The sequence below is a fragment of the Fulverythrobacter fulvus genome (assembly GCF_037154085.1).
GTDB classification, from domain to species: domain Bacteria; phylum Pseudomonadota; class Alphaproteobacteria; order Sphingomonadales; family Sphingomonadaceae; genus Andeanibacterium; species Andeanibacterium fulvum.
Genome location: NZ_JBANRM010000001.1, coordinates 26,253 through 47,558, shown reverse-complemented (window position 1 = coordinate 47,558; position 21,306 = coordinate 26,253). Strand labels below are relative to the sequence as shown.

Genomic DNA, 21,306 nt, shown 5'->3' with positions numbered 1-21,306 from the left:
CTGCAAGTGAAAATCGCACTATGACCCGTGCGTGTCACACAACTGCAATGATACGGAAAAGTACATCTTTTCAGTTCGATACAGCGTCAAGATAGGCGGTCTCTGAAGTCTTCGTAACCGAACTTGCGCACCTGTTCCAGGGAATCGGTCTCGGAATCCCATAGCCAGATACTGGGGAGCGGTACGCCGTTGAATGTGGTGGTCTTCACCATCGAATAATGCGCCTGATCGAGGAAAGCGATTCGCTCACCCGGCTTGCAGGGCACCGGCAGGCGGTAATCGCCGATCACGTCTCCGGCCAGGCAGGATGGGCCGCCAAGGCGGACTGTCTCTTGCGAGCCTTCATCTTCACCCAGCATGGCAGGCCGATAAGGCGCCTCGAGCACGTCCGGCATATGGCAGGTGGCGGAGATGTCAGTGATTGCCAGCTGCATCCCGTTCCAGTGCGTATCGAGGATGGTGCCGACGAGGATGCCCGCGTCCAGCGCGATCGCCTCGCCCGGCTCCAGATAGACTTCCGCGCCGGTATCTTCCTGCACGTCCTTCAGGAACTCCACCAGTTCTTCGCGCTGGTAATCGGAACGGGTGATGTGGTGCCCACCGCCGAAATTGATCCATTTGAACTGGCCGAAATAGGGCTCAAGATAGTCGAACGCCTTGTCCCACGTGCGCTTGAGCGGTTCGAGGTCCTGCTCGCACAGAGTGTGCATATGGATGCCGTCCACCATCTCCATATGCTCGTCGGTCAGCTGGTCGATCGGGAAGCCCAGGCGCGAATGCGGCGCGCAGGGATCGTAGCGGGGCACTTCGCCTTCCGGATGGAGCGGGTTGATCCGCAGGCCGATGTCGAAGGAATCGCCGCGCATCCGCGCCGCATCGATGATCGCGGAGCAACGCTCGATCTGCATCGGCGAATTGAAGATCACATGGTCCGACAGGCGGCAGATTTCGTTGAGGTCTTCCGGCTTGTAGGCCGCACAATAGGTGGCGATCTCGCCATCGTAATGCTCGGCCGCCAGCATGGCTTCCCACAGGCCGGAAGTGCAGACGCCGTCCAGATATTCGCCGATCACCGGCGCGACGGACCACATGCTGAAAGCCTTGAGCGCGGCCAGCACCTTGGCGCCGGAGGCATCGCGAATATCCGCGATCACCTGCAGGTTCTGCCGCAGCCGCGCCAGATCGACCACAAAGGCGGGGCTGTCCACGCGGGTCAGGTCGAAGTGAGCGAAAGCTCCGGGATCGCCGGCTCTGGTTTCCATAGTCTTTCCTTACCCCAGCGGGGATTTGAACACGAAGAATGCCCCGCCCGCGATCAGCAGGAAACCCACGATCTGGCTCGGCCCCGGCCGCTGGTCGAACAGCAGCCAGGCGACCAGCACGAAGGCCGTGAGCGACATGACTTCCTGCATCGTCTTGAGTTCGGCCAGCGAATAGACCTTCGCTCCGATCCGGTTGGCGGGAACGGCAAGGCAATATTCGAAGAAGGCAATGCCCCAGCTGGCCAGCACGACGACCCACAGCGCCTTGTTCGGGAATTTGAGATGCCCGTACCAGGCCAGGTTCATCATGATGTTGGAGCCGGCCAGCAGCCCGAGGGGCGCAAGGAAATTCCAGTTCATGTCGCTTGCCCGAACAGGCCCTCACCTCCGCTAGTCACCCTGGTGACCGGCGGAGGTGAGGGAATAGGTCAGAAGTCCACCGGTCCGCCGAGTTCCTCGACAGTCCACGGCAGGCCGTGCTTGTTCAGCATGTCCATGAAGGGATCGGGGTCCATCTCTTCCATGTTGAACACGCCCTCCCCCTTCCAGATGCCCTGCAGCACCATGGCGCTGCCGATCATGGCGGGGACGCCGGTAGTGTAGCTGACGGCCTGATTGCCGGTTTCGGCAAAGGCATCTTCATGGTCGCAGATATTCTTGATGTAGAAGGTCTTCTCGCCCGAACCGTCCAGCGCCTCGCCCGTGGCGATGCAGCCGATATTGGTCTTGCCCTTGGTAGTGGAACCAAGGCTGGCGGGTTCGGGAAGCACGGCCTTGAGGAACTGGAGCGGAATGATCTCCTTGCCCTCATAGATTACCGGATCGATCCGGGTCATGCCGACATTCTGCAGCACGGTGAGGTGCTTGATGTATTCATCGCCAAAGGTCATCCAGAAGCGCGCACGCTCCATTTCGGGCACGAACTTGGCGAGGCTTTCCAGTTCCTCGTGATACATCAGATACATGTTCTTGGGGCCGACGCCCTCGAAATCGAACTGCACCTTGTTGGACATGGCCGGCGTTTCCACGAACTCGCCGCCTTCCCAGTGGCGGGCAGGCGCGGTCACTTCGCGGATGTTGATTTCCGGGTTGAAATTGGTGGCAAAGGCCTGGCCATGATCGCCGCCATTGCAGTCCAGAATGTCGAGCGTGCGGATCGTCTTCAGCTTGTGCTTCTTGAGCCACATGGTGAAAACGCTGGTGACGCCCGGATCGAAGCCGCTGCCCAGCAGAGCCATGATCCCGGCCTGCTTGAAGCGGTCGTGATAGGCCCACTGCCAGCTATATTCGAACTTCGCCTCTTCCTTCGGCTCGTAATTCGCCGTGTCGAGATAATCGACGCCGGTTTCGAGGCAGGCGTCCATGATGGTGAGATCCTGATAGGGCAGCGCCAGGTTCACCACGAGGCTCGGCCCGATCTGCCGGATCAGCGCCGCCAGCGCCGGAACGTCTTCCGCGTCGATGGCGTAAGTCGCCACGGTCTCGCCCGTGCGTTCCTTCACGCTTTGCGCGATGGCGTCGCATTTGGACTTCGTGCGGCTCGCCAGATGGATTTCCGGAAAGATGCCGGCATTCATCGCCATCTTGTGCACCGCGACCGAGCTGACACCGCCCGCGCCGATCACCAGGACCTTGCTCAAAACCTATCTCCTTTGCCGAAGCGTGATTGCGCATATAGATCGCTGGCATGACAGCACAACCGATGCACGCACCTTCGCACGAAGGAACCGTCTCCGCCGCAGCCCGGATCGCCGCGATCCTGCCGCCCACGCCGCTGCTGCCCGTTGAAATCGCGGGTGTTTCGCTGTGGGTGAAAGCCGAATGCCTCCAGCCCATCGGCGCCTTCAAGATTCGCGGCGGATGGAACCGGCTGAGCACGCTTTCCCAGGAAGAGGCCGCGCGCGGCGTAGTCGGTGTCTCCAGCGGCAATCATGCGCAGGGCGTTGCCTGGGCCGCAAGGCGGCTAGGCATCCCCGCCACTATCGTGATGCCGACGGACGCACCGCAAGTGAAGCTCGCCAATGTGCGGGCCTTGGGGGCAGAGGTGGTTCTCTATGACCGACCGGGCGGCGAGAACCGCGACGCCATCGCCAGCGCCCTGTGCGAGGAGCGTGGGGCAACGCTGGTACATGCCTATGGCGATGCCTGGGTGATCGAAGGACAGGGCAGCGCAGGGATCGAGATCGCCGCACAAATGGCCGAGCGCGGGATCGAGGGCCCGAGCCGCATCGTGGCGCCCTGTGGAGGCGGCGGGCTGACCGCCGGCCTTGCCCTCGCCTGCCCGGATGCCGAGATCGTTCCGGTGGAACCCGAAGGGTGGGACGATGTCGCACGCAGCCTTGCAGCGGGCGAGATTCTGCCCGTCGGCCCCAACCCGCCCGCAACGGCTTGCGACGCGTTGCAGACGCCCGCGACATGGCCGATCAACTTCGCCGTGCTGCAACGGCGCGCCTCGCCCGGTCTGACTGCTAGCGAGGCGGAAGTGCGTGCCGCACAGCGTTTCGCATTCTCGCATCTTAGGCTGGTGCTGGAACCGGGCGGCTCAGTCGCGCTGGCCGCGGCGCTGGCCGGCAAGGTGGCGCTCGATGAAGGCACCGTGATCATGCTGACCGGCGGCAATGTCGATCCGGCGAGCTTCGCCAAAGTGCTGGAAACGCAAGATTAGTTGCATTTGACAATCTATCTGGGCGCAGGCAGTCTCCCCTCTCCTGGTAACGGGAAGGGGGAGAATTATGGAAGCGAAGATGCTCGCGCCTGCTGCCGTTCTGGTGGCATGGTCGCTCTTCATGCTGCTGTGGATGACCGCTGTCAGGCTGCGCGCACTGGCGAAGCTGGGATCGAGGGCAAGCAAGGCCAAACCCGGTGCCCGTGGGCAGGATCTCGACGGCGTGCTGCCGGATGAGGTCAACTGGAAAGCCCATAATTACACTCACCTCACCGAAACGCCGACGCTGTTCTATGCAGCAGCGGTGATTGTCGCGCTGCTCGGCGCCAGCGGCACGGATGTGCTGGCGGCGTGGATCTATGTGGCGCTGCGGATCGCCCATTCGCTGTGGCAATCCATGGTGAACCGCATTCCGGGGCGACTGCTGCTGTTCACGCTCTCCAACCTGCCGCTGATCTACCTCGCGGTGCGAGCGATCCAGCTCGCCCTGTTTGCCTGAGGGAGAGAGAAGATGGTAGGAATGGCAATTCTTCAGCCGGTCGTGGCATTAGCGGCATGGACCATGGTGATGTGGCTATGGATGTACGCCACCCGCATTCCGGCCATGTCGGCGGCCAAGGTCGATCCCAATAGACTGGCGACCGATCCGGAGGCGTCTCTGGATCGGCTCCTGCCGCCGCAGGTGCAGTGGAAGGCGCATAATTACAACCACCTGCACGAAGCCCCTACGGTCTTTTATGCAGTCGCGATCACCCTCGCGATCATCGGCCAGGGCGATGGGTGGAACGCCTATTTTGGCTGGGTCTATGTCGCACTACGGATCGTGCACTCGCTGGTGCAGGTCACGATCAACCGGGTGGTCCTGCGCTTCGCCTTATTCGTCGCCTCCAGCCTCGCGCTGGCGGTGCTGATCCTGCACGCGGCGATGGCGATATTCTGACCGGGCGGCGGAGGCCTCAGGCCTCCGTCTTCGCCGCCTCGAAATCGCGCTGGGCAAGGAAACGCTCGGCATCCAGCGCGGCCATGCAGCCCGTGCCTGCCGCCGTGATTGCCTGACGATAGGTGTGATCCATCACATCACCGCAGGCAAACACGCCGGGAACGGAGGTCTTGGGCGTGCCCGGCTCGACCAGAAGATAGCCGCTTTCATCCATGGGCAGCTTGCCCTTGAACAGCTCCGTGGCCGGCGCATGGCCGATAGCGACGAAGGCACCTTCAACTTCCAGCGTGCTCGTCTCGCCAGTGACGGTGTCAGTCAGTTCGACATGATGCAGCGTGCCGTTCTCGCCCGCCACGAAGCGAGTGACGGCCTTGTTCCACAAGGTGGAAATCTTGGGATTGGCGAAGAGACGGTCCTGCAGGATCTTTTCGCTGCGCAATTCGTCGCGGCGGTGAATCAAGGTCACGTCGTCCGAATGATTGGTGAGGTACAGCGCCTCTTCCACAGCGGTATTGCCGCCGCCGATCACTGCCACCTTCTTGCCGCGATAGAAGAAGCCGTCGCAGGTCGCGCAGGCAGATACGCCCTTGCCCGACAGGGCCTGCTCGCCTTCCACGCCCAGCCACTTGGCCTGTGCGCCAGTGGCGATCACCAGCACGTCACCGATATATTCATCGCCGCTGTCGCCAATCGCCTTGAAGGGCGACCCGCCGGCGATGTCGATATCGACGATCGTGTCCCACAGCATCCGCGTGCCGACATGCTCGGCCTGGGCCTGCATTTCCTGCATCAGCCAGGGCCCCTGGATCACTTCGCGGAAGCCGGGATAGTTCTCCACATCGGTGGTGATCGTCAGCTGGCCGCCAGGCTGCAAGCCCTGCACCACGATCGGCTCCATCCCCGCACGCGCGCCATAGATGGCCGCGGAAAGACCTGCCGGGCCGGAACCGATAATCAGCATGCGTGTGGTGTGGGTTGCCATGGTGCCTTAGAATCCGTGTACCTGTTGCCTGCGGGGCATGTAGTGTTTCGCTGGGCCTGCGACAATCGCAGGCAGGCTTGGGCTGGGGAAAGCTGCACTGTCCTTATCCGCAGCCCGGCCGCGCCTTGCCCTTGTTTCCATGGGCACGATTGCGCACAGACCATGGGCAAGAGACCAAGCGACAGGGAAAGAGCCAGGCGATGCAAATCCTCGAACCGATCTACACGCATGACCGTGAGCGCATCGCCGTGCGGGCCGGCAGCACGCTGATCACCTATGGCCGCCTGTGCGCCGATATCGACACGATGGCGCAATGGCTGCTTGCCCAGGGGCTGGAACCGGGCGACCGCGTGACGCTGCATCCCAACCACCTCGCCAATACCAGCTATTGGGACTGGATCATGCAGCTCGGGGCGATCCGGGCCGGGCTTACCTGCTCCACCGGCGGGATGCCGCCCAAGGTGGCGGCGAGCGGCGCGATCGGCCCCTATGCGGCTGCCATCGGCAAGATAGACACGCTCGCCCCGCGCGCAAAACCCGCTCGCAAGCTCACATTCTCCCCACAAGGTGTCGAGCCGCTCGCCGAGCAGATCGGCCTTCCGGGCGATCTGCGCGATCTTTCCGGGCTTGAAGCGCAATCCGTACGGCTGCTTTCCACTTCCGGCACCACCGGCACGCCCAAGGTCGTGAAATGGGATGCGGAACTGTTCGCCGGACGCCTCGCGCAAGTGCGTGAAACCGGTGACATCACGCCCGATACGGTGCTGCTCACTCTGCTGGGCCTCATCACCACGACCGGGCTGCGATACCCGCTGGCCGCCTGGCAGATGGGCGCAACCGTGCTGCTGGCGACGCTGGGCGACGAACAGCCGGATTTCGCCTCATTCGTCGCGCCGTCCACTTTCGTGGCCGCATCGCCCTTCCGCATGCAGGAAATCCTCAAGCTGGTTCCGGGCGAATGGCCGGGCCGCGACCGGCGAAGGGTCGAACTGTTCGGCGGCCGGGTTGCCCCCCTGCTGCGCGAGACCGTGCTGGCGCGCTGCGGATCGCCCGTGCGGATGAGCTATGGCGCAACCGAAGTGGGGCGCATTGCGGCGGGGGATGCCTCGCTGGTGAGGCGCAATTCCGGCGCGGTGGGCATGGTCGAGCCGGGAATCACTGTCGAGATCGTCGATGCTCAGGGCAACGCCCGCCCTGCAGGTGAACCGGGAATCGTGCGCCTTCGGTCCAGCTATATGTGCGATGCCTATCTGGGTGTCCCAGCCCAAGCTGGCCCCCGCGCTCCGTTTCGCGATGGCTGGTTCTATCCCGGCGATATCGGCATCCTGGATGAAGATGGGCTGTTTGCGATCACTGGCAGGACGTCGGAAACCATCAACATTGCCGGCGCCAAGCTGTCTCCAATCCTGCTGGAAGAGCAGCTCAGCAAGCTGCCCGAGATCGAGGACGTGTGCGTCGTTGCCCTGCAACTCGATCAGGGCGACGTGATCGGCGTGGCGGCCGTGCTGGAGCCGGGCAAGGACGTTCCCGCCGTGAGGCCGAAAGTGCGCGCCCTGCTGCCGGAGCAATTCCCGATGGCCCTGTTCAGCGTGCGCTTCATCCCCCGCAACGCCATGGGCCGCATCCCGCGCCAGGCGGTCGCCAAGGATCTCGCCGAACGCCTGCGCAAACGCCAGCAACAGCGCCGCGCGGCACAGGCCCGCACAGCGTGAGCGGCGCGACAATCCAAAACTGATGGGGATGGTAGCGGAGGAACTACCAAACCCTAGGATTTCCGCGGGTTAGCGACCCATCTCCACTCACTGTGCCAAACAGCTGTGCCAGCGGATCGTCCGGTTGGCACACTCTGGCACAGGCCTTATGCCTGGAAACATGTGTGCATAGATAGACTGATCGAACGTCACTTGTCCTCGAACCGAAGAGTATGAACCAAAGGGAAACTTGATATTGCAGGGAATGCGCAGCGCCGACGAGCAGCGTGACGAGGTCCGCAAGGTCACCGGCGGGCTGTCCCCAGCGGATCTCGCGGGGCGGCTGGTTGATGCCATCGATACGGATAGAATCGTGTCGCTAAGCCCATCGCCAGCCGAGGAGGATGCCACCGCCGCTCGCCTGCGGGATGAAGCGCTGGAGCCCTTCAACGCGCCCGAACTGCGTCACCTGCTGATTGACCTTAAGCGGATGAGTGAGGTGGTGATCGATCACCATTCGCCCGACGCGGTCATCTCCACCGGCTTCGACGAGAAGGCCGCGCAGGAGATGGTCTCCACCTTCCAGCGCTTCCTGGAGGAGGAGAAGGACCAGATCGCCGCCCTCTCGATCCTCTACGGCAAGCCCCAGGCGCAGCAGCGTCTGACCTACCAGAGCCTCGAGGAGTTGCACGCCGCGATGATGCGCCCGCCTTGGCTGCTCCAGCCGCCCGCGCTGTGGAATGCCTACCGGCGGCTGCAGGGGGACAAGGTGCGCGGCAACCGAACGCTTCCGCCGGTTCACCTACGAGGAGCTGATCGCGCGCGACAAGGTCAACCTCGATATTTTCTGGCTCAAGGACGACAGCGCCACCGACCCCGACAGCCTCCCGCCCCCCGACGAGATCGCCGCCGAGATCGTGGTGAGCCTGGAAGAAGCGCTCGAAAAGTTCCGTAACGTCGCGATCAAGCTAGGGGCGCAGCCAGTAGAATGACCGCGAGAAGGTTCGAAGACGTCGTTCCCTCAGCCAACAGCCTCATGGGTGTCAAGGCAGTGTTCGGCGCGCTCACCGGTCGTGCAATGTGTTTTGGGTCACGGGGAGATCCGAAGAAAAAAGATCGAGGGCACTTCCAGTCGGCAAGGGTCGCTGCCGAATACGCCGAAACGCGGCCGCACCTCATCACAATCGGTGGGGGAGGCGAATGCTCGGAACATCTGGAGGGGCGCGTCCTGAACGTAGCAGTCGTAAGCAAGGTCTTCGGAGAGACTCCGGTATTTTACACGGATCCTGCCGAGGTTGCCCGGCTGGCCCGATGGCCCGTCGCCACTGCATTGTTGGATGTTTACGAGGTCATTGGCTTCCCGCACCTCGTTGCCGATTTGGGGCTGCCGGACAGAACAGTGCTTGCGAACGCGTTCGACCTAGTCGTCCGTCCGGCGGATAAGGTTCAGGCACTCTGGGAGGCATTGCGAGGGTGGGATTTGCGGCAGATCGACCTACCGCCTCTGGCCAACTTTCGCGAACCTGACAAAGTCACACTGGTCGGCTCCCTACTGCCCAGAAAGGTATCAAAAGAGGAAGGACATCCGATGCCTCTTAAGAGCACTAGACACCGCTATCGAAGAGCTCGGCACTCACCTGCCGATCCGGCAAGTCATGGCACTTTTAATTATCGCGCTAGCCGATAAAGCAGGTCGCCCCATCGGTGTAACCGATATTGATCAGCAACTCGGGGGTCTCAAGAGCGGCACTGCATCCAAGCTACTTCGTACCATGATGCACATCGAAGCCGAGAAGAAAGCTGATGTTGCAAATACGGTTTACGCGGAGCGAGACCCCAAGGATCTGCGCCGGTGGGATCTCCACCTTACCCCCAAAGGCATCTCCGCTGCTCGTGCAATCGCCAGGGCAATGGAGGGCGAACAGTGAGCTACCAGGTGAAGACTCGAGCAAGCAACGGCGTAAAGTTCGTAGAGTTCATAGGCCATGACGGGAAGCGCAAACGGGTTTCCCTAGGAACGAAAGACGGAGAGCGCGCAAAAGGCCGCGCTCGTGAAATCTACATGATGCACATCGGCAGCCGTTCGAAAACGCGTACTTCCATCCAAAAGGATGTAAGTCGATACACACTGAACATGGCCATTGACCGCGCCGAGCGCACCGTGTGGGCGCGCGACCGTGTCCGCTCCGATCTGGCCTACAAGAGCCTGCAGTCCGACCTGCGGCAGCTGCGCAAGGAGTTCGGAGACGAGGCTGTCAGCAGCATCGACACCGAGCGCCTGCTTCGGTACGTCGAGAAGTGCCGCGAGCGTGGTCTTGGGTATGGCACCATCGACAAGCACTTCGGTCGCCTGTCCAAGGTCCTCAACCTGTGCGCCTCCGAGATCAAGGACCCGGCGACCAGTCGGTTCGTGATCGCCTACGTTCCAAAGTTCCCAGCCCTTGGGGCAGCCGTGAGGCGGGACGTGGTGGTCAGTCCCGAGGAAGAGCAGCGGCTGATCGACGCCTGCCGGTCGCTCGGTGAGCAGAAGCGCAAGGCTGCCGACTACCGGATGATCGAGGCCTTCATCACTTGGCAGATCGACACTGGTATGCGCCTCGGTGAGACGCTGGCCATGGTGGCCGACTGGCTGGTGAGCGACGACGACGGCTCGGCAGTCGTGATCCCGGCAGAGGTGACCAAGACTGGGCAGTCCCGCGTGGCGGTCCTCATGGGCCGGGCCGAAGGGACAGCCGGGTGGCTGACCTCGGTGTCGCCGCAGATGTTCGGCTCCACCCTGAGCCGGGGCAAGGTTCAGGATATGTGGACGCAGGTCCGCGAGAAGGCTGGCCTGCCTGACATCCACATCCACGACTTGCGCCACACGGCGGCAACCCGCTGGCGTGACGAGGGCATCCCGCTCGATACCGTGGGCCGCATGCTGGGACACACGGACGTGAAGATGACCTATCAAGTCTACGATCAAGTGAACCTGCCGCGACTCAGGAAGGAACTGCGCTCGGCGCAGGTGGTACCCTTCCCCGGTGCCAAAGTTGCCTGACTACTACCTGTGCGCAGGTATCCGATACCAACTGGTACACGAAGTGTGCCAAAACTGTGCCGGAATCTGTGCCAAATGTGCCGTTGAACTTGGCACACTCGGAACCGGAAACCGAGGAAAATCAACGCTTTAGGTGAGTGGGGATGGTAGCGGAGGAGGGACTCGAACCCCCGACACGCGGATTATGATTCCGCTGCTCTAACCGGCTGAGCTACTCCGCCCCAAGGTCAAAAGCCCTTTGGGCTTGCCCGCCGCGTCGCGGTGGGCAGGCGGCGCATTTAGGTTGGAGTTTTCTTCCGGTCAACCGCGAAACGGATATTGTGCGATCTCTCGCCATAATCCGCCTTCCCAGGCATAGAGTCCGAACCCGCGAAAGCTGAATTTCCGCCGTTCCAGCGACTGTCCCAGCTCTGCTTGGAGCGCCTTTGCCGCCGCCGGCTCGACCTTGTTTTGCACAGTAATGTGCAGGCGCAGCCGGCGATCGTCCTGTGCGCTCAGCAGCCCGTGAAGCCTTTCGGCCATGATCGAATGGAACTGAACCATGCCCCGACTATCGACATCCAGCGCCGTTCCACGCCCCAGATTCATGATGCCGCTGATCCGCGCCTCCGGTGGCTTGCCCTTGGCCAGATCGGAAAGAAGGCGCCGCACTTCCCCCTCTGCGGACGGCGGCAGGGCATGAAACAGCGTGACGTGGGCGCGCAGGCGATTGCGATCGGGCGGATAATGCATGCGCCGAAGGCCATCGGCCCAGGCAAGGACGTCCCCCGGCAATTCGGCCGTGATCAGGAGAGGAGCCGTGCCCATCGGTGCAGCCCGGCCAGCGGCAGGATCAGCCCAGGAATGCCGGGTCGGTCTCCATTCCCTCGCAAGTGGTGAGAATCTGATCCACCGCTGAGTCGAAATTCGAATCGTCCATGCCGTTCAGCGTGTCGACCAGTTCATCGGCCACATTGCCGAATTCGGCCTCGTGTCGTTCCTCGAAGCCGTCGGGATAGGTCGTGGCGATATATTCGTGCCAGGTCTCGGCCAGAAAGCCTGCCAACTCGGCATCGGCATTTTCTTCTTCGCCTTCGCCGGTCTCGCTCAGCAGTGCGTAGATCGCCTCGCAGGTCAGGGCTTTGGCATAATCCGTGGAATCGGCCGAAGCATCCTGAGCCATGGCAGGTGCGGCAAGGCCCAGCAGCGCCGATGCGGCGAGCGAGGCGCCCAGAATGCGATCGAACATGGCCTTGTTTCCTTTTCCGGCCCGGCGCGTCATTCGATTTCGCCGCGCTGGCGACGCAGGGCAAACCAGCGGGCAACATTGGCGTTATGCTGTTCCAGCGTATCGGCAAAGACGTGGCCGCCCTTCCCGTCCGCGACCATGTAAAGCGCGCTGGTCTGGGCCGGCGCGAGCACGGCCTCGATCGATTCGCGGCCCGGATTGGTGATCGGCCCCTTGGGCAGGCCCACCATCGCATAGGTGTTGTAGTCGTTCACCGCGGCGATTTCCGACTGGCGGATACGGCGGCCGAGCGGCTTGCCCTTGGTGATCGGGTAAATGATCGTGGGATCGGCCTGCAGCAGCATGCCGGTGCGCACACGGTTGGAATAGAGGCCCGCCACCATCTTGCGCTCGGAGGCGACGCCGGTTTCCTTTTCCACGATGGAGGCAAGGATCAGTGCCTCACGCGGGCTCTTCGCCACGGTCCGGGGCGAGCGCTTGTCCCATGCGGCGGCAAGTTCCTTCGCCATCGCCGCCTGCATCCGCTGCAGCACGGCGGCGCGACTTTCCCCGCGCGCGAAGTCGTAACTGTCGGGCAGGATCGATCCCTCTGGCGGAACCGGAATGCTGCCCGTCAGCAGCTTTTCGGCCATCAGCCGCTCATAGACGAGGATGGAGGGCATCCCTTCGGGGATAGTGATCATCCGGCGGATGACTTCTCCGCCCTGCAGGATCGCCATGATCCTGCGCGGGCTGGCCCCGGCGGGAATCAGGAATTCGCCGGCCTTGATCGGTTCGTCGCTGGCGAAGAATTTCGCCCGCAGGCGGAAGGCATCGGCCGATGAAATCGCGCCTTCCTCCTCCAGCCGGTCAGCCACGCCGTAAAGCGAGGACCCGGACGGGACGAGGAAGCTCGCGTCCTTTTCCAGCGGGCCGGGGCCGAACCAGCCCCAGCCGAACACGGCCAGCGCCGCCGCCAGCACCAGCCCGATAACCGCAAGCGGTTTCAGCAGCGGGTTGCGGCGGCGCCGCGCCATGCGTCAGTCGACCTGCTTCATCACCAGGCTGGCATTGGTGCCGCCGAAGCCGAAGCTGTTGTTCAGCACCGCGCGCACCGGGCGCTTCTTGGCCGTATACGGCACCAGATCAACGCCCTCGCAGCTCTCCGACGGATTATCGAGGTTGAGCGTGGGAGGCACGATCTGGTCGCGCAGGGCCAGGATACAGAAGATGCTCTCAACCGCACCCGCTCCGCCCAGAAGGTGGCCGATGGCGGACTTGGTCGAGCTCATGGAGACATGGGACATCGCATCGCCGAACAGGCGGCGCACTGCGCCCAGTTCCAGCTCGTCGCCCATCGGGGTCGAGGTGCCGTGCGCGTTGATGTAGTCGATATCGTCCGGCGTCATCCCGGCCTTGCGCAGCGCCATTTCCATGGAGCGGAATGCGCCCGAGCCTTCCGGATGCGGCGCCGTGACGTGATAGGCATCGCCCGACAGGCCATAGCCGACCACTTCGGCATAGATCTTCGCGCCGCGTGCCTTGGCATGCTCATATTCCTCGAGCACCACCACGCCAGCGCCCTCGCCCATCACGAAGCCGTCGCGGTCCTTGTCGTAAGGGCGGCTGGCCTTCTCAGGCTGGTCGTTGAAATTGGTGGAAAGTGCACGGGCCTGCGCGAAGCCGGCAATGCCGATGGGGCAGATGGTGCTTTCCGCACCGCCCGCCAGCATGATGTCGGCATCGCCATCCTTGATCATCCGCGCCGCATCGCCGATCGAGTGCGCGCCGGTGGAGCAGGCAGTGACGACCGCATGGTTCGGACCCATCAGGCCATATTTGATCGAGACCTGACCGGAGATCAGGTTGATCAGGCGGCCATGCACGAAGTGCGGGGAAACGCGGCTCGGGCCCTTTTCGTAAAGGACGATCGATTCCTTCTCGATTCCCGGAAGGCCGCCAATACCCGAACCGATGGAGCAGCCCGCGCGCAGGCGCATCGCTTCGTCCATATCGGTAAGCCCGGCATCCTCGATCGCCTGACCGGCGGCATCGATGCCGAACACGATGAACGGATCGACCTGGCGCTGGATCTTGTGATCGACGCGCTTGTCCGCATCGAAGCCCCAAGGATGATCGGCCGGCTTCACTTCGCAGGCGATCCGGCACTTCTGATCCGAAGCATCGAATTTGGTGATGGGGCCCGCCCCGCTCTTGCCGGCAAGGATATTGGACCAGGTAGTCTCGACATCGGCACCCAGAGGGGTGACGAGCCCAAGACCGGTTACGACCACACGACGCATATCACTCTCCAAAGTCACGAAAGGCCCAGCCATCTAACGGCTGAGCCTTCCATCCCCGTCACGTCCGGCGGGACCATACGCTAAGGGGCGTAAGGGCGATCAGCCCTTGTGATCTTCGATGTACTTGTTGGCATCACCGACGGTTGCGATCTTCTCGGCCGCATCGTCGGGGATTTCGACGCCGAATTCTTCTTCGAACGCCATCACCAGCTCGACGATGTCGAGGCTGTCGGCACCCAGATCGTCGATGAAGCTGGCATCGGGCGTGACCTTATCGGCTTCGACACCAAGGTGTTCGACAACGATCTTCTTCACGCGTTCGGCGGTATCGCTCATGGAAATCCCTCTCAAAGGAACGTTAATCTCTCGGCCTTCGCCCCTAAAGAAGCCCGCGCGCGCTGGCAAGAGCCATGGGGCAGCAAGAACCCCACGAAACGGCGGGGCGCGGGGCGGGCCCTGCGGGCAGAACGGTGGAAAACCGCCGAAGTTGACAAGGTTGACACTCTCCAGAGTGAAAAGTCACACTCCTTTGCCGACCGGTGCCTGCCCCATCTGGCAGTTTGCCTGACAGATATTCCATCCCCCTTGCAACTTATGCTCGCTCCCGCTCCCATCGCACTGACAAAGCACGAAAATACCTTTGTAGGAAAGCCCGGATTCACAGTGGCCCCTGTGGTGCATGGGCGGTTCCCCCTTGAACGCGGGCTACGCCATCATAGGTTGTCTGGAACCACTCATCTCAGGGATCTCCCATGGCTGCAGCTTCCACGCTTTTCCGCCCGTTCCAGTTCAAATCCCTCTCCCTCAAGAACCGCATCGTCATGGCGCCCATGACCCGGACCAAGGCCCCGGAAGGCATTCCGGGCAAGGCCAATGCGGAATATTACCGCCGCCGCGCCGAAGGCGATGTGGGGCTGATCCTGTCCGAAGGCACGGTGATCGACCGGCCCGCCTCCCGCAACGATCCGGGCATTCCGTTTTTCCACGGCGAAGAAGCTCTGGCCGGCTGGAAAGGCGTGATCGACGCAGTTCACGAGGCCGGCGGCAAGATGGGCCCGCAGATCTGGCACACCGGATCGACGATAACGGGAAGCGGCTGGGAACCCGACGCTCCGGTGGAAAGCCCCTCCGGCCTGCTCGCTCCCGGCAAGCCGCGCGGCGTGGCCATGAGCGAGGAAGACATCGCCGATACGATTGCTGCCTATGCCAAGGCGGCTGCGGATGCCGAACGGCTGGGCTTCGACACGGTCGAGATCCACGGCGCCCACGGCTATCTGATCGACGAGTTCTTCTGGCCGGGCACCAATGAACGCACCGACCACTATGGCGGCCCCACCATCGGCGAACGCTCGCGTTTCGCGGCGGAAGTCGTGGCGGCGATCCGTGCAGCGGTGAGCCCCGATTTCCCGGTGATCCTGCGCGTCAGCCAATGGAAGCAGCAGGATTACACTGCCCGCCTCGCCACAGATCCCAAGGAACTGGAAGCCTGGCTGGGCCCGCTCGTAAGCGCAGGCGCGGATATTCTCCATTGCTCGCAGCGTCGTTTCTGGGAACCGGAATTCCCCGAGATCGACGGCGAGGACGGCCTCAATTTCGCCGGCTGGGCCAAGAAGATCACCGGCGCGCCCACCATCAGCGTCGGCTCGGTCGGCCTTTCGGGCGAATTCTTCGGCGCCTTTGCCGGGCAAAGCTCGGAAGTCTCCCCGCTCGACCAATTGGTGGAGCGCATGGAACGTGACGAGTTCGACCTGATCGCCGTGGGCCGCGCGCTGCTTACCGATGCGCGCTGGGCCGCCAAGGTCAAGGCCGGGGATTACGAGGGCCTGCAGGGCTTCGATCCGGCCTCGCTCGCCGAACTGGTCTGAAGCGCCCCGTGGGCCAGGTCGTAAACTCATAAATGCCAGTCACGAGGTTTGAGGCAAAATGGCTCGGCGCGAGGAGGAGAGGCGCAGGAATATGTCGATATTTCCAGCCTCTCCGACGCTGCGCTGGGCCATTTTGGTCAAATCCCTGCGGGACATCCAAATGGCTTCCATCTCGAACCGAAAGACGCTTGCCATGGCAGCAAGCCGTAGCGGCGCGCCTTTCGGCCCGATATGTTCGCCATTTGGATGCCTCGTGCGTGGCCTTTATGAGTTTACGACCTAGGCTCTCGCCGCTTCCCAGGCCTTCCACAGGGCGTGCCAACGCTCGGTGAAGGCCTCGCGGCTTTCGGCGAGCAACCGCTCGCACAACATCCTCGCCCGGTCTTCCAGCGCGGAGCCCTGCCGCTCCGCCAGCGCGAAGACCGGGGCGAGTTCCTCGCCCGTGCCGAAATGGATGCCGTCCTTCACCAGCCGGGCGTTCAGCACCGCCAGATCGTGATGATGGCCCAGAGTATGCGCCAGATCGTCCGCCACCATGGCCCGCGCGTCCATTTCCTCCGGCCATAGCTTGCGCAGCAGGCGCGCATGGCACCAGTGGTAGCGGACATGCTTGCGCAATTCGTGGAAGTCCTGCGGCCTTCCGTCCGCCAAGGCGCGTGCACCGTCCTTCAGCATGTGGCCGTAAGTGATCGCGGCGCCCTCGCCCACCACGTCCCAGCCATCGCCGTCCACGGTCCAGAATTCGGCACGGGCCTTGAGTGCGCGCAGCCGGTCCTTCGACTTGTCGAGCAGATCCTCCACCCGTTCGGCTTCGCGTTCGGCCTCCCGCTCCGACGCGAGATGGCTGTGAATGCGCCTGAGCATGTGCCGCGCAGCCTTGCCCGCCGCCTGATGCGACAGGGCCTCCAGCGTATCGAGCATCACCTTGGCATCGCGCGTTTCGGAGAGCGGCCGGGCAATCGCGCGGATCGCCGCATCGGCATCGGCGAATTCATCGAAGCCGATGCGCATCAGCCGGATCAGCCCGCGCAAGGTCTTGGTGCGGCGGCGGACTTCGTGAACGGCCCTTGACGGATGCCCCGGCACGATCGCGTCCAAGGCTTCGTCGATCTGCTCGCCCGCGATCCGGCGCAGGGCCTCGCCAAGAGTCCGGTCTTCGTCGAGGAGCGCGTAAGCCATGGCTCTAGATGCCCCGCAAATGGTTCACAAACTTCACTCGCCCCAATGCGCGGCCAATTGCCGCTCGGCCCGGTGCCGGTCGTCGATCCGGCGCAACCCGTCTTCAGGATAATCGTGGCCGGGTGAAAGCTGCAGGGCATAGCGGTAATGCTCCCCCGCCCTATCGAGATCGCCCTGCATCTCGGCGCAGAGCCCGCGATTGAACGCCACGGATAGCTGGCCCGACACAGTCTGGGCGAGATCTTCCCAATCCTGGCAGGCGGCGGCCTGATCGCTCTTGGTGAGCTTCACGGCCTGTTGAAAGGCCTTGCTTGCCTCCCCCTTCACCCCCTTGCGGCTTTCCATCACGCGGATGCTGCGCCGTTCATGGACCGGCGCGAGCTGAAAGCGCAGATTGCTGGCGATCCCGTCGAGCAATTCGGCAATCGCCGTCTCTTCCGATTTCACGTTCTCGTCGTCGCGCGGGCAATAGTCCAATTGCTGCGAGGGGGCGCCGTCTTGCGCGAAGACGGGCTCTCCGCGCCAGGTGACCAGCCGCACCGAATGGTTGAGGCTGATCGTGCGGCGGATGCAATTGGCCTCTACATCCTTGTATTCCGCGCATTTCTTCTTGTCCTGCTCGTCATATTTCGAGCAGCGCTTGCGGGTCAGCTTGATGTCTTCCTTGCGGATATCGGCGCCCGCTGTTCCGCGCAGGATCGCATCGGCCTCTGCCCCTCCCCGCGCGGGAAGGATGGCGAACCAGGGCCGTCCCTGCACCTGAACGGCGCGCAGGCGATCCTCGATCCGGATGGACAGGGCCGGGCCGTCCACCCCGCCGAAATTCTCGACCGCAATGCTGCCGAGCGCCGCCGCCGCGTCTTTCCCGGCAGGATAGACACCCGTGATGTCGAGCGATTCAGCATGAAGCGGACCGGCAGCCGCAAGAGCTGCCAGCCACGGCAGGAGAAGCCCCACGCCCCTTCCGGGCAAGGCCCTGATCTGCAATGCGCCCTCCTCCGCTCCGTCAGGAACGGAGGGCTATCACTGCTTGGGCTGCTCCACAATGCGCACGCCAAGTTCGCGCAGCTGCTGCGGCTCGGCCGGAGTCGGCGCGCCCATCAGCAGGTCCTCGGCGCGCTGGTTCATCGGGAACAGCGCCACTTCGCGCAGGTTCTGCGCGCCGCAGAGCAGCATGACGATGCGGTCCACACCGGCAGCCATGCCGCCGTGCGGCGGGGCGCCATACTGGAACGCGCGGTAGAGGCCGCCGAAACGGTCTTCCACGTCCTGCTTGGTCAGGCCGACCATTTCGAAGGCCTTGACCATCAGTTCGGGCGACTGGTTACGGATCGAGCCCGAGGCGATTTCATAGCCATTGCAGACGAGGTCGTACTGATAGGCCTTGATGGTCAGCGGGTCCTGGTTTTCCAGCGCGTCCATCCCGCCCTGCGGCATCGAGAACGGGTTATGCGCGAAGTCGACCTTCTTGTTGTCCTCGTCCCATTCGTAGAACGGGAAGTCCACGATCCAGCACAGTTCGAAGCGGTCCTTGTCGATCAGATCAAGCTGTTCGCCCACGCGAATACGGGCCAGACCGGCGAGCTTGGCCGCCTGCTCTTCCTTGCCCGCGGCGAAGAACACGCCATCGTTGGGGCCTAGGCCCAGAGCTTCGATCAGCGCGGCGGTCTTTTCCTCGCCATGGTTCTTGGCAATCGGGCCGCCGGGGACGCCATCCTTGATGTTGATGTAGCCAAGGCCGGAGAAGCCTTCGCCCCGCGCCCAATTGTTCATGTCGTCAAAGAACTTGCGGCTGCCCGCGCCTGCACCCGGGGCCGGGATCGCACGGATCACGCCGCCATTGCCGACGATGCCTGCAAAGATGCCGAAGCCCGATTCCACGAAGTGCTCGGTCACATCCTTGACGATCAGCGGGTTGCGCAGGTCGGGCTTGTCCGAACCGTAATCCAGCATCGCCTGGGCATGCGGAATGCGGCGGAACTCGCCAGCCGGGGTCACCGGCTTGCCTTCCGCGAAATCGGCGAACACGCTCTGGAGCACCGGCTCCATCGTTTCCCAGATTTCTTCCTGCGTCACGAAGCTCATTTCGAGGTCGAGCTGATAGAACTCGCCCGGCAGGCGGTCTGCGCGCGGGTCCTCGTCGCGGAAGCAGGGAGCGATCTGGAAGTAGCGGTCGAAACCGGCCACCATCAGCAGCTGCTTGTACTGCTGCGGCGCCTGCGGCAGTGCGTAGAACTTGCCCGTATGGATACGGCTGGGCACGAGAAAGTCGCGCGCGCCTTCAGGCGAAGAAGCTGTCAGGATCGGCGTCGCATATTCGGTGAAGCCGATGGCCTCCATCTTGCGGCGCATGTCCGAAATGATCTTCGTGCGCTTGACGATATTGGCGTGCAGCGTCTCGCGGCGCAGGTCGAGGAAGCGATAGCGCAGGCGCGTTTCCTCGGGATATTCCTGTTCGCCGGCCACCGGCATCGGCAGTTCTTCGGCACGGCTCTGCACTGTGGCGGAACGGGCGAAAACCTCGATCTCGCCGGTGGGCAGGTTGGGGTTCACGGTGCTGGCGCTGCGGGCCTTCACTTCGCCGTCGATAGTGACGACGCTTTCCACGCGCAGCCCGTCGAGCAGCTTCAGCGCGGGGCTGTCCTCGTCCGCCACGATCTGGGTAATGCCGTAATGGTCGCGCAGATCGACGAACAGCACGCCGCCGTGATCGCGCTTGCGATGCACCCAGCCGGACAGGCGCACAGTCTCGCCAACATTCGCGCCAGAGAGCGCAGCGCAGGTGTGAGTGCGATAAAGGTGCATCGAATCTCTTTCCATTCGGCCATCAATAAGGCAGGGGGAAGCCGCGGCCCGAGGGTCGGCCAGCCGGGCTGGCCCTTGAGGCGAAGGCCGCCATTTTGTCAAGCCGCAGGCCCCTGAAGGGGCCACCACCAAGGGGCGTCCGCAAGGAGCCCGGATAGAAATGTCGCAATGAAGATACACGACCTTATTACGACGAGCGAAGAACTGGCCGCCCTTTGCGCCCGCTTCGCGACTGCCGACTTCGTCACCGTCGACACCGAGTTCATGCGCGAGAACACCTATTGGCCGGAATTGTGCCTGGTGCAAATCGCGGATGACAAGGAAGCCGCCGCCATCGACCCGATGGCCCCCGGCATCGACCTGGGCCCCCTGCTGGAGCTCCTCACCGAAAATGAGGAGGTGCTGAAGGTATTCCACGCCGGCAGCCAGGATGTGGAAATCATCTACAACCTCACCGGCAAGACCCCGCACCCCATCTTCGATACTCAGATCGCGATGATGGCGATCAGCCAGTCCGAACAGATCGGCTATGCCAATCTGGTGGAAGCCTGGCTGGGCACCCAGATCGACAAGGGCGCCCGCTTCACCGACTGGAGCCGCCGCCCGCTGACCGAACGGCAGATCGAATATGCCATCGGCGACGTGACGTTCCTCTCCCGGATTTTCCCCAAGATTCTCAAGAAGCTGATCAAGACCGGCCGTGGCGTCTGGCTGAATGCCGAGATGGAGAAGCTCGCCGATCCGGAAAATTACCGCAACGATCCCGGCCAGCTGTGGCGCCGCATTCGCGCGCCTTCGCGCAATCCGCAGGTACTGGGCCGCCTCAAGGAACTCGCCGCCTGGCGCGAGATCGAGGCGCAGGACAAGAACATTCCGAGAGGCCGCATCATGCGCGACGAAACGCTGGCCGATCTCGCCAGCCATCCGCCCAAATCGCAGGAAGACCTCGCCAAGGTGCGCGGCCTTTCCGGCGCATGGCGCGAAAACGAAATCGGCAAGCGCCTGATGCGTATCCTCAAGCATGCCGAACCGCTGCCGTCCGACGAAATGCCGGAAAAGCCGCAACGCGGCGCGCCGCTCGGCAAGGAAGGCGCGCTTGTCGCCGATCTGCTCAAGCTGCTGCTGAAAATCCGCGCGCGGGAGATCGACGTCGCCGCCCGCCTGCTCACCCGGTCGGACGAGCTGGAATCGCTCGCCGCCGGCCTGCGCGACCTGCCGATCCTCGACGGCTGGCGCTACGAGGTCTTCGGCCGCGATGCCCTGGAACTGGTCGAAGGCCGTCTGGCATTCGCCGTGGAAAAGGGTCGGCTCAAGATGACCCGGGTCGAAGAAGTGGTGGTCGAGGTCGTCACGGAGTGACAAGATAC

General features: G+C 63.0%; 21 protein-coding genes and 1 tRNA gene. 9 read left to right on the top strand and 13 right to left on the bottom strand.

The genetic code is table 11. The annotated features are described in order from the left end of the window. Nucleotides 1-86: 86 nt before the first annotated feature. The 3 genes from WFP36_RS00260 to WFP36_RS00250 all read right to left on the bottom strand — a co-directional run bounded on the left by WFP36_RS00260 (nt 87) and on the right by WFP36_RS00250 (nt 2,902). Nucleotides 87-1,262: a carboxynorspermidine decarboxylase gene (locus WFP36_RS00260; RefSeq protein WP_336976881.1), complete on the bottom strand. Its 1,176-nt coding sequence runs from the start codon at nt 1,260-1,262 to the stop codon at nt 87-89. Nucleotides 1,263-1,271: 9 nt separating this feature from the next. Beyond that, nucleotides 1,272-1,622 (bottom strand): DMT family protein, encoded by a 351-nt coding sequence (locus tag WFP36_RS00255; protein WP_336976879.1) that lies wholly within the window; start codon nt 1,620-1,622, stop codon nt 1,272-1,274. Between the two features lie 68 nt (nt 1,623-1,690). After that, nucleotides 1,691-2,902, bottom strand: coding sequence for a saccharopine dehydrogenase family protein (locus WFP36_RS00250; RefSeq protein ID WP_336976878.1), 1,212 nt, complete (start codon nt 2,900-2,902; stop codon nt 1,691-1,693). A 47-nt stretch (nt 2,903-2,949) separates the two neighbouring features. On the opposite strand from WFP36_RS00250, the gene WFP36_RS00245 reads away from it, so the two are divergent. From WFP36_RS00245 to WFP36_RS00235, 3 genes are all read left to right on the top strand, one after another. Further along, nucleotides 2,950-3,927 carry a threonine ammonia-lyase gene (locus WFP36_RS00245; RefSeq protein ID WP_336976876.1) on the top strand — a complete coding sequence of 326 codons (978 nt, stop codon included), beginning with the start codon at nt 2,950-2,952 and terminating at the stop codon, nt 3,925-3,927. 67 nt (nt 3,928-3,994) lie between these two features. Then, on the top strand, nt 3,995-4,426 hold the full coding sequence (locus WFP36_RS00240) for an MAPEG family protein (RefSeq protein WP_336976874.1): 432 nt from the start codon (nt 3,995-3,997) through the stop codon (nt 4,424-4,426). A 12-nt stretch (nt 4,427-4,438) separates the two neighbouring features. Next, nucleotides 4,439-4,867 carry an MAPEG family protein gene (locus WFP36_RS00235; protein WP_336976872.1) on the top strand — a complete coding sequence of 143 codons (429 nt, stop codon included), beginning with the start codon at nt 4,439-4,441 and terminating at the stop codon, nt 4,865-4,867. Nucleotides 4,868-4,883: 16 nt separating this feature from the next. Here WFP36_RS00235 and trxB read toward each other — a convergent pair whose 3' ends face one another. After that, on the bottom strand, nt 4,884-5,849 hold the full coding sequence (trxB, locus tag WFP36_RS00230) for a thioredoxin-disulfide reductase (RefSeq protein ID WP_336976870.1): 966 nt from the start codon (nt 5,847-5,849) through the stop codon (nt 4,884-4,886). 200 nt (nt 5,850-6,049) lie between these two features. On the opposite strand from trxB, the gene WFP36_RS00225 reads away from it, so the two are divergent. From WFP36_RS00225 to WFP36_RS00210, 4 genes are all read left to right on the top strand, one after another. Continuing rightward, nucleotides 6,050-7,561, top strand: coding sequence for a class I adenylate-forming enzyme family protein (locus WFP36_RS00225; protein ID WP_336976868.1), 1,512 nt, complete (start codon nt 6,050-6,052; stop codon nt 7,559-7,561). A 244-nt stretch (nt 7,562-7,805) separates the two neighbouring features. Then, complete coding sequence (locus WFP36_RS00220) at nt 7,806-8,495, top strand: type I restriction-modification enzyme R subunit C-terminal domain-containing protein (protein ID WP_336976866.1); 690 nt, start codon at nt 7,806-7,808, stop codon at nt 8,493-8,495. 700 nt (nt 8,496-9,195) lie between these two features. Beyond that, on the top strand, nt 9,196-9,468 hold the full coding sequence (locus WFP36_RS00215; RefSeq protein ID WP_336976864.1) for a hypothetical protein: 273 nt from the start codon (nt 9,196-9,198) through the stop codon (nt 9,466-9,468). Beyond that, nucleotides 9,465-10,580: a tyrosine-type recombinase/integrase gene (locus tag WFP36_RS00210; protein ID WP_336976863.1), complete on the top strand. Its 1,116-nt coding sequence runs from the start codon at nt 9,465-9,467 to the stop codon at nt 10,578-10,580. The genes WFP36_RS00215 and WFP36_RS00210 overlap by 4 nt, the downstream gene beginning before the upstream one ends. Before the next feature lie 144 nt (nt 10,581-10,724). Here WFP36_RS00210 and WFP36_RS00205 read toward each other — a convergent pair. The 6 genes from WFP36_RS00205 to WFP36_RS00180 form a co-directional block, all read right to left on the bottom strand. After that, nucleotides 10,725-10,801, bottom strand: a tRNA-Met gene (locus WFP36_RS00205). 79 nt (nt 10,802-10,880) lie between these two features. Continuing rightward, nucleotides 10,881-11,387, bottom strand: coding sequence for a 2'-5' RNA ligase family protein (locus WFP36_RS00200; RefSeq protein WP_336976862.1), 507 nt, complete (start codon nt 11,385-11,387; stop codon nt 10,881-10,883). A 25-nt stretch (nt 11,388-11,412) separates the two neighbouring features. Continuing rightward, nucleotides 11,413-11,808 carry a hypothetical protein gene (locus tag WFP36_RS00195; RefSeq protein ID WP_336976861.1) on the bottom strand — a complete coding sequence of 132 codons (396 nt, stop codon included), beginning with the start codon at nt 11,806-11,808 and terminating at the stop codon, nt 11,413-11,415. Nucleotides 11,809-11,837: 29 nt separating this feature from the next. Next, nucleotides 11,838-12,824, bottom strand: coding sequence for an endolytic transglycosylase MltG (mltG, locus tag WFP36_RS00190; protein WP_336976860.1), 987 nt, complete (start codon nt 12,822-12,824; stop codon nt 11,838-11,840). A 3-nt stretch (nt 12,825-12,827) separates the two neighbouring features. Continuing rightward, a complete protein-coding gene (gene fabF, locus WFP36_RS00185) occupies nt 12,828-14,090 on the bottom strand; it encodes a beta-ketoacyl-ACP synthase II (protein ID WP_336976858.1) in 1,263 nt (420 codons plus the stop codon). 99 nt (nt 14,091-14,189) lie between these two features. Further along, nucleotides 14,190-14,426 carry an acyl carrier protein gene (locus WFP36_RS00180; RefSeq protein ID WP_054529543.1) on the bottom strand — a complete coding sequence of 79 codons (237 nt, stop codon included), beginning with the start codon at nt 14,424-14,426 and terminating at the stop codon, nt 14,190-14,192. Nucleotides 14,427-14,842: 416 nt separating this feature from the next. On the opposite strand from WFP36_RS00180, the gene WFP36_RS00175 reads away from it, so the two are divergent. After that, a complete protein-coding gene (locus WFP36_RS00175) occupies nt 14,843-15,955 on the top strand; it encodes an NADH:flavin oxidoreductase (RefSeq protein ID WP_336976855.1) in 1,113 nt (370 codons plus the stop codon). A gap of 279 nt (nt 15,956-16,234) precedes the next feature. Here WFP36_RS00175 and WFP36_RS00170 read toward each other — a convergent pair whose 3' ends face one another. From WFP36_RS00170 to aspS, 3 genes are read right to left on the bottom strand one after another with little or no spacing between them, the layout of a single operon-like run. After that, a complete protein-coding gene (locus tag WFP36_RS00170) occupies nt 16,235-17,134 on the bottom strand; it encodes a CHAD domain-containing protein (protein WP_336976852.1) in 900 nt (299 codons plus the stop codon). Between the two features lie 33 nt (nt 17,135-17,167). Next, nucleotides 17,168-18,121 carry a tetratricopeptide repeat protein gene (locus tag WFP36_RS00165; protein ID WP_336976850.1) on the bottom strand — a complete coding sequence of 318 codons (954 nt, stop codon included), beginning with the start codon at nt 18,119-18,121 and terminating at the stop codon, nt 17,168-17,170. Nucleotides 18,122-18,157: 36 nt separating this feature from the next. After that, nucleotides 18,158-19,939 (bottom strand): aspartate--tRNA ligase, encoded by a 1,782-nt coding sequence (aspS, locus tag WFP36_RS00160; RefSeq protein ID WP_336976849.1) that lies wholly within the window; start codon nt 19,937-19,939, stop codon nt 18,158-18,160. A 168-nt stretch (nt 19,940-20,107) separates the two neighbouring features. Here aspS and rnd point away from each other — a divergent pair, with 168 nt between their 5' ends. Further along, a complete protein-coding gene (gene rnd, locus WFP36_RS00155) occupies nt 20,108-21,298 on the top strand; it encodes a ribonuclease D (RefSeq protein ID WP_336976847.1) in 1,191 nt (396 codons plus the stop codon). The last annotated feature ends 8 nt before the right edge of the window (nt 21,299-21,306 follow it).